The following is a 13,037-nucleotide window of genomic DNA, read 5'->3' as shown; positions in this document are numbered from 1 at the left end:
GGTCAAGATGCCGCCGCCGTCAGGCCGGTTTCGATATCGGCGATGATGTCGTCGATTCCCTCGATGCCCACGGCGAGGCGCACCAGTCCGGGGGTGACGCCGCTGGCGGCCTGCTCCTCGGCGGTCAGCTGCGAATGGGTGGTGGACGCGGGATGGATCACCAGGGAACGCACGTCACCGATGTTGGCGACGTGGCTGTGCAAGGTGAGAGCGTTGACGAACTTCTTTCCGGCGTCGATTCCGCCGGCGAGTTCGAACGTCACGATGGCGCCTGCGCCCTTGGGCGCGATCTGCTTGGCGCGCTCGTGCCAGGGTGAGGAAGCGAGCCCGGTGTAGCCGACCGCGATGACCTCGGGCCGGGCCTCGAGGTACTGGGCCACGGTGGTCGCGTTCGACACGTGCCGTTCCATGCGAAGGCTCAGCGTTTCGAGGCCCTGCGCGATGAGGAACGCGTTGAAGGGCGAGATGGCGGAACCGAGGTCGCGCAGCAGCTGCACCCGCGCTTTGAGCGCGTACGCCGGCGGACCGAGTTCGGCGAAGACGACCCCGTGGTAACTGGGATCGGGGGTGGTGAAGTTCGGGTGCCGGCCCTGGGTCCAGTCGAAGGTGCCGCCGTCGACGATCACACCGGCGATCGCCGTGCCGTGGCCACCGAGGTACTTGGTAGCCGAATGGACCACGATGTCCGCGCCGTGTTCGAGCGGGCGGATGAGGTAGGGCGTGGGCACGGTGTTGTCGACGATCAGCGGAATGCCGTGCTGATGCGCGATGCCGGAGATGCCCGGGAGGTCGAGGACGTCGTTCCGCGGATTCGACACGGTCTCGCCGTAGAAGGCCTTGGTGTTGTCGCGAATCGCGCTGCGCCACTGCTCGAGGTCGTCGGGATCCTCGACGAACGAGACCTCGATGCCGAGCTTGGGCAGCGTGTAGTGGAAGAGGTTGTAGGTGCCGCCGTAGAGACGGGGGCTGGAGACGATGTGGTCGCCGGCCTCGCCGAGGTTGAGAATCGCGAAGGTCTCCGCGGCCTGTCCGGACGAGAGCAGCAGTGCGGCGACGCCCCCTTCGAGTGCGGCGATGCGCTGCTCGACGGCGTCCTGGGTGGGGTTCATGATGCGGGTGTAGATGTTGCCCGGCTCGGCCAGGCCGAACAGTGCGGCAGCATGATCGGTGTTGTCGAAGGTGTACGAGGTGGTCTGGTAGATCGGCAGTGCCCGCGCCTTCGTGGTGGCGTCGGATGTCTGCCCGGCGTGGATCTGCTTGGTCTCGAACGACCAGTTCTCGGTCATGTGCTGTCTACTCCAGTGGTCTGACGAGGCGCGGACGACATATTCGGGATCGTTCGCGCACAGGGCGTGGCTGGGGTCTATCTACGACAACAACAACACATCATGAACCTCCGATGTCGGACCCGCGCTTGTCACCCGACTGCGTGTTAATCAGGGAACCAGGTCATCACCCGGGGCACCCCACCGCGGTGGAGGGTTGCCGGCCAGCTAGCCGGGGCTCGTTGCTGGCACTCATGACCTCTGGTGATCTTAGCGGCTGGAGCCGAACGACCGGAAACGGCACCGATCAGGGCCCCTAGCAGGGAAAAGTTACCCGTGAGTAGGAGCAGGTTGCAGGGCCCCAGGTATTGCGAGCCCGGCGCATAGCAGTACGCTTGTCTTGTTTAGGCGCGGTCTCCCAGCGACCGTCCTGACCGTCTACGTTTGATAAGCGAACCGTTCGCGGACCCACTCACAAAGTGTGCCCGCAACCGTGTAACCAGGGAAACTTCCTAGGAGGACGCGAAGCACCCATGTCCAAAATCAAGGTTGAGGGCACCGTCGTCGAACTCGACGGCGACGAGATGACGCGCATTATCTGGCAGTTCATCAAAGACAAATTGATCCATCCTTACCTGGATGTGAACCTCGAGTACTACGACCTCGGCATCGAATACCGGGACGAGACCGACGACCAGGTGACCGTCGACGCGGCCAACGCCATCAAGAAGCACGGCGTGGGCGTCAAGTGCGCGACCATCACCCCGGACGAGGCCCGAGTCGAGGAGTTCGGCCTGAAGAAGATGTGGCGGTCGCCCAACGGCACCATCCGTAACATCCTCGGTGGAACGATCTTCCGTGCGCCGATCATCATCTCCAACGTTCCGCGACTGGTTCCGGGCTGGACCAAGCCGATCATCATCGGCCGCCACGCCTTCGGTGACCAGTACCGCGCCACCGACTTCAAGGTTCCCGGCCCCGGCAAGGTGATGATCACCTACACGCCCGAGGACGGCAGCGAGCCGATCGAGCACGAGCTGGTGAACTTCCCCGAGGACGGCGGCGTCGTCCAGGGTCAGTACAACTTCACCAAGTCCATCACGGACTTTGCCCGGGCCTCGCTCAACTACGGCCTGCAGCAGAACTACCCGGTCTACCTGTCGACCAAGAACACGATCCTCAAGGCCTACGACGGCGCGTTCAAGGACATCTTCCAGCACGTCTACGAAACCGAGTTCAAGTCGGAGTTCGACGCGGCAGGTCTGACCTATGAGCACCGCCTCATCGACGACATGGTGGCGTCGGCGCTCAAGTGGGAGGGCGGCTACGTCTGGGCGTGCAAGAACTACGACGGCGACGTGCAGTCCGACACCGTGGCCCAGGGCTTCGGATCGCTCGGCCTCATGACCTCCGTGCTGCTGACCCCGGACGGAAAGACCTGTGAAGCGGAGGCCGCACACGGCACCGTGACGCGTCACTTCCGTCAGCACCAGCAGGGCAAGCCGACGTCCACGAACCCCATCGCGTCCATCTTCGCGTGGACCCGTGGACTCGAGCACCGCGGCAAGCTGGACAACACCCCCGACGTCATCGCCTTCGCGCAGAAGCTCGAGGACGTGGTCATCAAGACCGTCGAGGGTGGCCAGATGACCAAGGACCTCGCGATGCTGGTCGGCGGCGATCAGGGCTTCCTGACCACCGAGGAGTTCCTCGGTGCGCTCGACATCAACCTCCAGAAGGCCATCGCCGAGCAGTAAGCGCACAGCACCTCCAGCAGTACAGATACGGGACGTTCCCTCTGTGGGGACGTCCCGTTCTGTGTTCGCAGGTCAGCCGTGGGTGAGTGAGCTCACGCCCGTTCCATGCACGGCCGGGCCGGAACAGGGAAGAGAATCCCTCCGGAGGTCGTTGCCGACTGAGGCGCTCTCTGCCGCGTAGTCGTGTACGTCTCTATCCGAAAGTGTGTCTTCTGTGAGCACCTCCACGTCCATCCGCCCCGAGCCGGCCGGTGTCGTCGCGCATCATTCATCGGTCCGCACGCTCGCCATGGTCGCGCTCGCCCTGGGTGGGTTCGGCATCGGGACCACCGAGTTCGTCGCCATGGGCCTCCTGCCCGACATCGCGGCGAGCCTGGGCATCAGCGAGCCGACTGCGGGGCACGTCATCTCGGCGTACGCGCTGGGAGTGGTCGTCGGGGCGCCGCTCATCGCCGCCCTGACGGCGCGAGTGCAGCGCAAGACGCTGCTGATCGCGTTGATGACCGCCTTCACGCTCGGCAACGCCGCCACCGTGCTGGCACCGAACTATGGGGTCGTGATGGCTGCACGCTTCGTGGCGGGCCTACCGCACGGTGCCTATTTCGGTGTCGCAGCACTCGTCGCCGCACACCTCGCGGAGCGTGGCAAGCGGGCCAAGGCGGTGGCCCTCGTGATGATGGGACTGTCCGTGGCCAACGTCGTGGGTGTGCCCGCCGCGTCGTGGCTGGGCCAGAATCTCGGCTGGCGTAGCGCCTTCGTCCTCGTTGCCGGCATCGGCACGGCGACCCTCGTCGCCATCTGGTCCTGGCTGCCTCCACTCGCGGCGATGCGGATGACCAATCCGCTCACCGAACTCGGCGCCCTCCGCCGTCCTCAGGTGTGGATGACGCTGATCATCGGCATGGTGGGGTTCGGCGGCATGTTCGCCGTCTACACGTACATCAGTACGACGCTCACCGATGTCGCCGGACTCTCGCGGTCCCTGGTGCCACTGGCGCTGATGATCTACGGGCTCGGCATGGTGGCGGGCAATCTCCTCGGCGGCCGACTGGCCGACCGGGCACTGGTTCCCGGTCTCTTCGTCTCGATGACGGCGCTCGGGGTGCTCCTCGCGGTTTTCGTCATCGCCTCCCACAACCCGTACACGGCGCTCGTGCTCGTCTTCGGTGTGGGCGCGGCGGGTGCCTCGATGGTGCCGGGGTTGCAGACCCGGCTGATGGACGTCGCCGCGGACGCCCAGACGCTCGCGGCGTCCCTCAACCACGCCGCGCTCAACATCGCGAACGCCTTCGGAGCCTGGATCGGTGGTGTCGTGATCGCGGCCGGCTACGGGTACACGGCTCCCGCAGCGGTCGGTGCGCTGCTCGCCGTGGCCGGGCTCGTGGTCCTCACCGTCGCGGTAGCCATGGAACGCCGCAGCGCCCGTTCGTCTCGGTAGCCGCGCTGTCGTACGCGTCCGCTACGGTGCTTGCCGTGCCACACATCATCACCACCGTCAATGTCAACGGCGTTCGCGCCGCCGCCCGCAAGGGGCTCACCGAGTGGATCGAGCGCACCGAGGCCGACGTCGTGTGCCTGCAGGAGACGCGGGCGTCCGACGAACAGCTGGCCGAGACTCTCGCGCCTGCGCTGGCGAGCGGCTGGCATCTCGCGTCCGCGGAGCCGTCGGCGAAGGGACGCAACGGTGTCGCCGTCCTCTCGCGTAGACCGGCGGACGCCTTTCGGGTGGGTCACGGTGACGAGGAATTCCTGGGAGCGGGCCGGTACCTCGAGGCCGATTTCGACGATCTGACGGTCGCGAGCCTGTACCTGCCGTCCGGCGAGGCACAAACGCCCCGGCAGGAGGAGAAGGAACGGTTCATGCAGTCCTTCGGCCGCTACCTGGCAGACAGCGCCCGCGCTGCGGTCGCCGCCCGGCGGCACATGGTGGTGTGCGGCGACTGGAACATCGCTCACACCGAACTCGACCTGAAGAACTGGAAGACCAACAAGAAAAATTCCGGGTTCCTGCCGCACGAGCGCGAATGGATGAGCGCTCTCTTCGCGGAGGACGCCCATTGGTCTGACGTGGTGCGTCTCCTCCACCCCGACATCGCCGGCCCGTACTCGTGGTGGTCCTACCGGGGAAAGGCGTTCGACAACGACTCCGGATGGCGCATCGACTACCAGATCGCCACCAGAGCGCTCGCGGAACGCGCCAAGCAGGCCGTGGTCGAGAGAGCTGAGAGTTACGACCAGCGGTGGTCGGATCATGCACCCGTCACCGTCCAGTACCGCTGACCCCGGTATCTGATTCGTCTCGTTCCGCCCCACGTGAAAAGATCAGTACTCATGTCGACCCCTGCAGATCAGAAGCCCACCGCCAGGCCCCGGGTGCTCTCCGGCATCCAGCCCACCGCCGACTCGTTCCACCTCGGCAACTTCCTGGGCGCGCTGCAGCAGTGGGTTCCTCTGCAGGACGAATTCGAAGCGTTCTACTTCATCCCGGATCTGCACGCGATCACCGTCGCGCAGGATCCCAAGGAGTTGCGTCGTCGCACCAAGATCGCTGTGGCCCAATTGCTCGCCGTCGGAATCGACCCCGACCGCTCGACGCTGTTCGTGCAGAGCCAGGTTCCGGAGCATGCGCAGTTGGCGTGGGTCCTCAACTGCATCACCGGTTTCGGTGAGGCCAGCCGCATGACGCAGTTCAAGGACAAGTCCGCAAAACAGGGCACCGAGAACGCCAGCGTCGGTCTGTTCACCTACCCGGTGCTGATGGCCGCCGACATCCTGCTCTACCGGCCGCAGCGTGTCCCGGTCGGCGAAGACCAGCGCCAGCACCTCGAATTGGCCCGCGATCTCGCCCAGCGGTTCAACACCCGGTTCGGCAAGGCGTTCGTGATCCCCGAGGCCCAGATCATCAAGGGCACCGCCAAGATCTTCGACCTGCAGGATCCGACGTCGAAGATGAGCAAATCGGGGCCGAGTCCCTCCGGTCTGATCAATCTGCTCGACGACCCCAAGGTATCCGCGAAGAAGATCAAGTCCGCCGTGACCGACAACGAGCGGGAGATCCGCTACGACCGGGAGACCAAACCCGGTGTGAGCAACCTGCTGACCATTCAGTCCGCACTGTCCGGCACGCCCATCGAGACATTGGTGGGGGGCTACGAGGGCAAGGGATACGGCGATCTGAAATCCGATACGGCCGACGTTCTCACCGACTTCGTGACACCGTTACGGGCGAAGGTCGACGAGTTCCTCGCGGACGAGGCCGAACTGGATCGGATCATCGCAGCCGGTGCGCACCGCGCCCGTGAGGTGTCGTCGCAGACGCTGGCGACCGTGTACGAGAAGGTCGGGTTCCTGACACCGAAGGGTTGAGCACCGTGGCGGACGAAGCGAGCATCCTCGAGAAACAGCGGGCAGCGCGCCCTTGGTTCGACCACGTGATACGGGCCGCCGGGCGATACCAGCAGCAGAAGGGCGACTACTACGCCGCAGGAATCACGTATTTCAGTGTGCTGGCACTCATTCCGATTCTGATGATCGCGTTCGCCATCGCCGGTTTCGTACTCGCCGGCCAGCCGGAGTTGCTGCAGGAACTGCAGGAGAGCATCACCAAGAATGTTCCCGGGAGTCTCGGGGACACGCTCAACACCGTCATCGATTCGGCGATTGCGTCCCGCGCCGGCGTGGGTGTCCTCGGCCTGCTCGGCGCCGCCTACGCGGGGCTCGGGTGGATGGCGAATCTGCGCGATGCACTCACAGCGATGTGGGAAAGTACCCACGAATCCCCGGGCTTCCTGAAGACCAAGCTGGGTGATGCGGGGGCTCTCATCGGACTCGGTCTGGCGATGGTGGTGTCGCTGGGCGCGTCGGCCCTCAGTAGCGGTCCGGTGGCAGGCACAGTCGTGAGGGTGTTGAACCTCGGCAACATCGCGGGCATCGACCTCGGTTTGCGCGTCCTGTCGGCGCTGGTGTCCGTGGTCGCTACCTGGGCGGTGTTCACCTGGGTGATCTCCCGCCTACCCCGCGAACCTGTTGCCTTCCGCAGTGCGATGAAGGCGGCTGTGCTCGCCGCGGTGGTGTTCGAGGCCTTCAAGCAGGTCGGGGCCATCTATCTGTCGATCGTCACCAGCGGTCCGGCCGGCGTGGCGTTCGGACCTATCATCGGTCTCCTGGTCTTCATCTACCTGACGTGCCGGATGCTGCTCTTCGCGACCGCGTGGGCGGCCACTACCCAGGAGAGTCTGGCGCTCGCATTCGTCCCCCCGCCGGATCCGGCGGTCATCACGCCTCGCGTCCAGGTCAACGAAGGTCCCGGGATCGGCGGCGGAATCGCTCTCGTCGGCGCAGGCGCACTCGCCGCGCTGGGACTGTCCGGCCTTCTGTTCCGCAGTAAACGCTGACGGCGGCAGTCAACGACGGCGCAGGAGGCGCCACGCCCACAGCAGCAGCACGAGGATGATCGCCGAACCGCCGACGCCTACACCGATGCGCAGAGCCGTGGTGTCGTCGGCGCGATCGGAGCTGGAGGCGACGCCAGAGCTGGTCGTGTCAGCCGAATTCTGATCCGGCGTTGCTGCAAGTACCGCGCCGGAGGAGTCCTCGGACGGTTCGAGATCGATGAGGGAACCCACCTCCGCGTCTGAATCGAGCCCGAATCCGTAGTCCAGCAACCGGGCGGCCTGTTCCCAGGGCCGGATGGGTTGAGCTTCGGCGCCCATGAGAGTGACCACCAATCGACGGCCACCGTGGTCGGCGCCGCCGACGTAGGTGTGGCGCGCATCGTCCGTGAATCCGGTCTTGCCGCCCAGTGCGCCGGGATAGTTGTAGAGAAGTTGGTTGTCGTTGGCCAACGCGAATGGGGGACGGTCCTGATCCTCGGGTATCGCGGGGTCCCTGGGGAATCCGGGGAATTGCACAGTCTCCGTGGAGATCAGCTCGGCGAACGTCGGGTTCTTCATCGCGGCGTGGAAGATCAGGGCCAGGTCGAACGGGGAGCTGCTCATGCCGGGCCCGTCCAGCCCGGACGGCGTCGCCGTACGGGTGTCGTGGGCGCCGAGAGTGTCGGCGAGGCGATTCATCTTCTCGACCGCGGCATCGTCGCCGCCCAACTGCCGTGCCAGTAGATGAGCCGCGTCGTTGCCCGACGCCATCACCAGGCCCTGCATCAGTTGTCGATTGGTGTATCGGCCGTTCTTGCCGATTCCGACGGCGCTACCCTCCACCTCGGCGTCTTCGGCGGTGGCCGTCACAGTCTTGTCGAGGTCGAGCTCATCGAGAGCCACGAGCGCCAGCAGCATCTTGATGGTGCTGGCAGGGCGGTATCGGCCGTGCGGGTCCTTGGCAGCGAGCACGGCGCCGCTGTCGATGTCCGCGACGACCCATCCCGACGCGGAGATGTCCGCGGGAGGTGGCGGTGCGTCGTCGGGAAGAACCACCCCGCAGGCGCCGAGCTTCGCACCACCGACAGGGCGGTCGGGCACGGCCATCGCGCTCGGTGTCGGATCACCCGGCCGAGGAACCTCCGAAGAGTCGACCGCGGGAGCGGGAGACGACCGGTTCGGACAGTTGTCGGTGTTGGGAGTGGTGAACGGCGTCGACGTGGGCGGCGGCGGAACGACGGGAGGAATAGCGCCCGCAGACGTCACCGAGAGTCCGGCGAAGAGAACCCCGGACACGACTGCGATACCCACTCGACGCCACCTCATCGAAGAAGGAGCGTATGCCATGGGTACCGAGCGCGAGAAAAGCACTGGCCGAGTGACATCCATTCGTGACGTCGAGGCGAGCGCGTGCCCGCGCGGTCGAGCGAGGACGTCGCGCCGGGTCTGGCGGGCCTCACCCTGAAAGCGCCGGAGCAGAGCATTTAGGGAGCCGAACCAACGCTGACATATGTGTCCATGAAGGGGATTATGAAACGGACCAGTCTCGCTCTGATGGTGGGACGAGCGTCGCGACATCGTCGTTGCCAGCGATCCGCACTTCCGGCAATTCCCGATTCTGATGGGAGGCGACCGAGATGACGGCAGAAGATGTGGTGGGCGCGCAGACCGCAGACCGAGAATGTCGCGATTGCGGCTATAAGCCGGAGCTGAAGCGCACTCTGGGCTCCTTCCAGGTGTTCGCGGTGTCGTTCGCGTTCATCTCGGTGGCGGTCGGGATCTTCGGCACGTACAACGACGTCCTTCGAGACGCCGGTCCGGTGGGCAAACGCGGCCTGGAACGACCCCGCCCTGAACTCGACGGCACTGAGTTGGGCGGCCGACTTCTGGCGCGCACTGCGCCCCTACGGTGACGGCGGCTACGTCAGGTGAAGACCGCCTACGATCCGGACAACGTCTTCAATTCCGAGCAGAGCGTGCCCGTGTCACCGGCTGGACCGAGGTCGTCGACGGCGACGTGGTTCCCCCGCCGAGCCTGCCGCGCACCAGAAGGCGGCGGGAGGGGAGGGTCACAGCCCAGAGCGCCTGCGGTAACCGTGTCCGGTTACCGCAGGCGCTCTGGAGCTGCTGGTGTGCTGGGAGATTCGCTCAGCGCGCGAACAGCAACGCGCGCTTGACTTCCTGGATCGCCTTCGTGACCTGGATGCCGCGCGGGCATGCGTCGGTGCAGTTGAAGGTGGTCCGGCAGCGCCAGACACCGTCCTTGTCGTTCAGGATGTCGAGGCGCTCCGAGGCGCCCTCGTCACGGCTGTCGAAGATGAAGCGGTGCGCGTTGACGATGGCAGCGGGACCGAAGTAGCTGCCGTCGCTCCAGTACACGGGGCACGACGTCGTACAGCAGGCGCACAGGATGCACTTGGTGGTGTCGTCGAAACGTGCGCGATCGTGCTGCGACTGGATGCGCTCACGGGTGGGCTCGTTGCCGGTGGTGATGAGAAACGGCTTCACGGCGCGGAATGCGTCGAAGAAGGGTTCCATGTCGACGACGAGGTCCTTCTCCACCGGCAGACCCCTGATGGGCTCGACGGTGATCGTGACCGGCTTGCCGTCCTTGGGCAGCATGTCCTTCATGAGGAGCTTGCAGGCCAGACGGTTCACGCCGTTGATCCGCATCGCGTCCGAGCCGCACACGCCGTGGGCGCAGCTGCGCCGGAACGTGAGGGTGCCGTCGAGGTAGCCCTTCACGTAGAGGAGCAGGTTCAGCATGCGGTCGGTGGGCAGCGCCGGCACCTGGAAGCTGTCCCAGTGCTGACCCTCGCCCGACTCCGGGTTCATCCGCGCGATCTTGAGGGTGACCATGACGGCGCCCTCGGGGATGGCAGGGAGATCCGACTTGTCTTCGCTCTTGTCGACTGCAGGTGCGCTCATCAGTACTTACGCTCCATCGGCTCGTAACGGGTCTGGACTACCGGCTTGTAGTCGAGACGGATGTCGGAGAGCAGGCCGTCGCCCTCCTTGTATGCCATCGTGTGCTTCATGTACTCGGCGTCGTTGCGGTCGGGGAAGTCTTCGCGAGCGTGGCCGCCGCGGGACTCCTTGCGGTTGAGCGCACCGACGACGGTGACCTCTGCCATTTCGAGCAGGAAGCCGAGCTCGACTGCCTCGAGCAGGTCGCTGTTGTAGCGCTTGCCCTTGTCCTGCACCGTGATGTGGTTGTAGCGCTCCTTGAGGGCGCGTACGTCCTTGAGGGCCTGAGTGAGGCGCTCTTCGGTACGGAATACCGACGCGTTGTTGTCCATGGACTGCTGCAGTTCGCTGCGGATGTCCGCGACACGCTCGTGGCCGTGATCGGAGAGGATGAGTTCCATCCAGTCCTCGACCATCTTCTGCGGGGCGTCGGGGAGCGGCACGAACTCGGTGGTGATCGCGTGCTCCGCGGCGGCGATGCCGGCGCGGCGTCCGAAGACGTTGATGTCGAGCAGCGAGTTGGTGCCGAGGCGGTTGGCGCCGTGCACGGAGACGCAGGCGCATTCACCGGCGGCGTACAGGCCGGCGACGATGTCCTCGTTGTTGCGCAGGACCTCACCGTTGATCTTGGTGGGGATACCGCCCATGACGTAGTGGCACGTCGGGTACACCGGCACCGGTTCCTTGACCGGGTCGACACCGAGGTAGGTGCGGGAGAACTCCATGATGTCCGGGAGCTTCTCGTCGAGGACTTCCTCGGGAATGTGGGTCACGTCGATGTAGACGTAATCCTTGTTCGGTCCGGCGCCGCGGCCCTCGAGTACCTCGAGCACCATCGAGCGGGCGACGATGTCACGCGGAGCGAGGTCCTTGATGGTGGGGGCGTACCGCTCCATGAAGCGCTCACCGTCCGCATTACGGAGGATGCCACCTTCGCCGCGCACCGCCTCGGAGATGAGGATGCCGAGCCCAGCCAGGCCTGTGGGATGGAACTGGTGGAACTCCATGTCCTCCAGCGGCAGGCCCTTGCGGAAGATGATGCCCATGCCGTCACCGGTGAGGGTGTGGGCATTGGACGTCGTCTTGTACATGCGTCCCGAGCCGCCCGTGGCGAACACGATCGACTTGGCGTGGAACACGTGGATCTCGCCGGTGGCCAGCTCGTAGGCGATGACGCCGGTGGCAACCGGGCCGTTCTCCGTCTCGGTGATGGCGATGTCGAGCGCGTAGAACTCGTTGAAGAACTCGACGTCGTGCTTGACGCAGTTCTGGTAGAGCGTCTGCAGGATCATGTGGCCGGTGCGGTCGGCGGCGTAACACGCACGGCGCACGGGGGCCTTGCCGTGATCGCGGGTGTGGCCACCGAAACGACGCTGGTCGATCTTGCCCTCGGGAGTGCGGTTGAACGGCAGACCCATCTTCTCGAGGTCGAGCACCGCGTCGATGGCTTCCTTCGCCATGATCTCGACGGCGTCCTGGTCGGCGAGGTAGTCGCCGCCCTTGACGGTGTCGAAGGTGTGCCACTCCCAGTTGTCTTCCTCGACGTTCGCCAGTGCCGCGCACATGCCGCCCTGGGCAGCGCCCGTGTGGCTGCGGGTGGGGTAGAGCTTGGTCAGAACCGCGGTGCGGGCGCGCGGCCCGGCCTCGATCGCTGCGCGCATGCCGGCGCCGCCGGCACCGACGATGACCACGTCATAACGGTGTTCCTGCATGAAGTCTGTGCTCCCCTAGCTCGCCGAGATATTGGGGTCGAAGGTGAAGATGACGTACGTGCCCAGGCCCATGATCAGGATCATCGAGAGAACGAGGATCGTGGTCAGCCAGAAGCGCGTGGAGTCCTTGCGGGAGTAGTCCGCAATGACGGTCCGGAGTCCGTTGCCGCCGTGCAGCTGGGCAAGCCAGAGCATGGTGAGGTCCCAGAACTGCCAGAACGGGCTGGACCAGCGGCCTGCGACGAACGCGAAGTTGATGCGGTGCACACCGTCGTCGAGCATCAGCATGATGAACAGGTGGCCGAGGACGAGGAAGATCAGCGCGAGACCGGAGAACCGCATGAACAGCCACGCGTACAGCTCGAAGTTGTTCTTCGACGTCCGGCGCGGTGAGCGCGGGTTGTCCAGGCTGGCGGGACGGTCGTAGGTCTTGCCGAGACTCTTGGCTTCTGTCGTCATGTCAGTGCCCCGCAAACATGTTGTAGAAGATGCGGCCGGCGCCCGGGATCATCACCAGGAACCAGATCGCGAGAATGACCCAGAGCATGAGGCGCTGGTATTGCGGCCCCTTGGACCAGAAGTCCACCAGCATCACCCGGACACCGTTCAGTGCGTGGTACAGCACCGCGGCGACGAGCGCGAGTTCCATGAGCCCGACGATCGGGTTCTTGTAGGTCTCGATGACACTGTCGTACGTGTCGGGATTCACGCGCACGAGCGCGGTATCCAGCACGTGGACGAAAAGGAAGAAGAACGTCATTACGCCTGTGATCCGGTGCAAAACCCAGGACCACATTCCGGGGTCGCCCCGGTAAAGCGACCGTGTGCGCTCCTTGGCCGGAGCGGCTTCAGTCGTGCTACTCATCGAGTGCTGTGCCTCCAACGTCATTGGTGGACGCGTCGAGCCTGCGTAGCTTTTCGGGGGTACCTCAGCTGGACCCGACGAGATCCTGAACCGACTTC

Annotated in this window: 12 protein-coding genes, 1 pseudogene and 1 riboswitch; of the genes and pseudogenes, 7 read left to right on the top strand and 6 right to left on the bottom strand. The window is 65.1% G+C overall.

What is annotated here, in order from left to right:
* Window positions 1-2: 2 nt before the first annotated feature.
* Window positions 3-1,286, bottom strand: coding sequence for a bifunctional o-acetylhomoserine/o-acetylserine sulfhydrylase (locus tag CBI38_RS19690; protein ID WP_109331430.1), 1,284 nt, complete (start codon window positions 1,284-1,286; stop codon window positions 3-5).
* Between the two features lie 119 nt (window positions 1,287-1,405).
* Window positions 1,406-1,525: riboswitch (SAM riboswitch) on the bottom strand.
* Window positions 1,526-1,798: 273 nt separating this feature from the next.
* Here CBI38_RS19690 and CBI38_RS19685 point away from each other — a divergent pair.
* The 5 genes from CBI38_RS19685 to yhjD all read left to right on the top strand — a co-directional run bounded on the left by CBI38_RS19685 (window position 1,799) and on the right by yhjD (window position 7,416).
* Window positions 1,799-3,022 carry an NADP-dependent isocitrate dehydrogenase gene (locus tag CBI38_RS19685; RefSeq protein ID WP_109331429.1) on the top strand — a complete coding sequence of 408 codons (1,224 nt, stop codon included), beginning with the start codon at window positions 1,799-1,801 and terminating at the stop codon, window positions 3,020-3,022.
* 214 nt (window positions 3,023-3,236) lie between these two features.
* Window positions 3,237-4,460, top strand: coding sequence for an MFS transporter (locus CBI38_RS19680; protein WP_162603257.1), 1,224 nt, complete (start codon window positions 3,237-3,239; stop codon window positions 4,458-4,460).
* A 35-nt stretch (window positions 4,461-4,495) separates the two neighbouring features.
* Window positions 4,496-5,302: an exodeoxyribonuclease III gene (locus tag CBI38_RS19675; RefSeq protein WP_109335216.1), complete on the top strand. Its 807-nt coding sequence runs from the start codon at window positions 4,496-4,498 to the stop codon at window positions 5,300-5,302.
* 51 nt (window positions 5,303-5,353) lie between these two features.
* A complete protein-coding gene (gene trpS / locus CBI38_RS19670) occupies window positions 5,354-6,388 on the top strand; it encodes a tryptophan--tRNA ligase (RefSeq protein ID WP_109331428.1) in 1,035 nt (344 codons plus the stop codon).
* 5 nt (window positions 6,389-6,393) lie between these two features.
* Entirely contained in the window at window positions 6,394-7,416 is a 1,023-nt protein-coding gene (yhjD, locus tag CBI38_RS19665) for an inner membrane protein YhjD (RefSeq protein ID WP_204164774.1), read from the top strand.
* Between the two features lie 9 nt (window positions 7,417-7,425).
* Here the strand turns inward: yhjD and CBI38_RS19660 are convergent, their stop codons facing one another.
* Entirely contained in the window at window positions 7,426-8,706 is a 1,281-nt protein-coding gene (locus CBI38_RS19660) for a D-alanyl-D-alanine carboxypeptidase family protein (RefSeq protein WP_109331426.1), read from the bottom strand.
* Window positions 8,707-9,032: 326 nt separating this feature from the next.
* On the opposite strand from CBI38_RS19660, the pseudogene CBI38_RS19655 reads away from it, so the two are divergent.
* Both CBI38_RS19655 and CBI38_RS19650 read left to right on the top strand, forming a co-directional pair.
* Window positions 9,033-9,221 (top strand): annotated as a pseudogene (locus tag CBI38_RS19655) (amino acid permease); the annotation flags it as partial.
* A 102-nt stretch (window positions 9,222-9,323) separates the two neighbouring features.
* Window positions 9,324-9,572 carry a BBE domain-containing protein gene (locus tag CBI38_RS19650; protein ID WP_230989889.1) on the top strand — a complete coding sequence of 83 codons (249 nt, stop codon included), beginning with the start codon at window positions 9,324-9,326 and terminating at the stop codon, window positions 9,570-9,572.
* Here the strand turns inward: CBI38_RS19650 and CBI38_RS19645 are convergent.
* From CBI38_RS19645 to sdhC, 4 genes are read right to left on the bottom strand one after another with little or no spacing between them, the layout of a single operon-like run.
* A complete protein-coding gene (locus CBI38_RS19645) occupies window positions 9,544-10,323 on the bottom strand; it encodes a succinate dehydrogenase iron-sulfur subunit (RefSeq protein WP_109331418.1) in 780 nt (259 codons plus the stop codon). The two genes, CBI38_RS19650 and CBI38_RS19645, sit on opposite strands and share 29 nt — an antisense overlap.
* Window positions 10,323-12,074, bottom strand: coding sequence for a succinate dehydrogenase flavoprotein subunit (gene sdhA, locus CBI38_RS19640; protein ID WP_109331417.1), 1,752 nt, complete (start codon window positions 12,072-12,074; stop codon window positions 10,323-10,325). Before sdhA ends, CBI38_RS19645 begins: the two co-directional genes overlap by 1 nt.
* Window positions 12,075-12,089: 15 nt before the next feature.
* The gene (locus tag CBI38_RS19635; RefSeq protein WP_005239887.1) at window positions 12,090-12,533 is read right to left on the bottom strand and encodes a succinate dehydrogenase hydrophobic membrane anchor subunit; all 444 of its coding nucleotides are present in this window, start codon (window positions 12,531-12,533) and stop codon (window positions 12,090-12,092) included.
* Window position 12,534: 1 nt separating this feature from the next.
* The gene (sdhC, locus tag CBI38_RS19630) at window positions 12,535-12,939 is read right to left on the bottom strand and encodes a succinate dehydrogenase, cytochrome b556 subunit (protein ID WP_109335215.1); all 405 of its coding nucleotides are present in this window, start codon (window positions 12,937-12,939) and stop codon (window positions 12,535-12,537) included.
* Between the last annotated feature and the right edge of the window lie 98 nt (window positions 12,940-13,037).

It is taken from the genome of Rhodococcus oxybenzonivorans (assembly GCF_003130705.1).
In the GTDB taxonomy this organism is placed as follows: domain Bacteria; phylum Actinomycetota; class Actinomycetes; order Mycobacteriales; family Mycobacteriaceae; genus Rhodococcus_F; species Rhodococcus_F oxybenzonivorans.
Note: the sequence above shows the minus strand (reverse complement) of the source record. Positions and strands in the feature narration are given on the sequence as shown.

Excerpts from the sequence above, each read along its gene's own strand:
- CBI38_RS19635 (WP_005239887.1), bottom strand. The coding sequence starts at position 12,533 with ATGACGACAGAAGCCAAGAGTCTCGGCAAGACCTACGACCGTCCCGCC.
- sdhC (WP_109335215.1), bottom strand. The coding sequence starts at position 12,939 with ATGAGTAGCACGACTGAAGCCGCTCCGGCCAAGGAGCGCACACGGTCG.
- CBI38_RS19690 (WP_109331430.1), bottom strand. The coding sequence starts at position 1,286 with ATGACCGAGAACTGGTCGTTCGAGACCAAGCAGATCCACGCCGGGCAG.
- sdhA (WP_109331417.1), bottom strand. The coding sequence starts at position 12,074 with ATGCAGGAACACCGTTATGACGTGGTCATCGTCGGTGCCGGCGGCGCC.
- CBI38_RS19685 (WP_109331429.1), top strand. The coding sequence starts at position 1,799 with ATGTCCAAAATCAAGGTTGAGGGCACCGTCGTCGAACTCGACGGCGAC.
- CBI38_RS19645 (WP_109331418.1), bottom strand. The coding sequence starts at position 10,323 with ATGAGCGCACCTGCAGTCGACAAGAGCGAAGACAAGTCGGATCTCCCT.
- trpS (WP_109331428.1), top strand. The coding sequence starts at position 5,354 with ATGTCGACCCCTGCAGATCAGAAGCCCACCGCCAGGCCCCGGGTGCTC.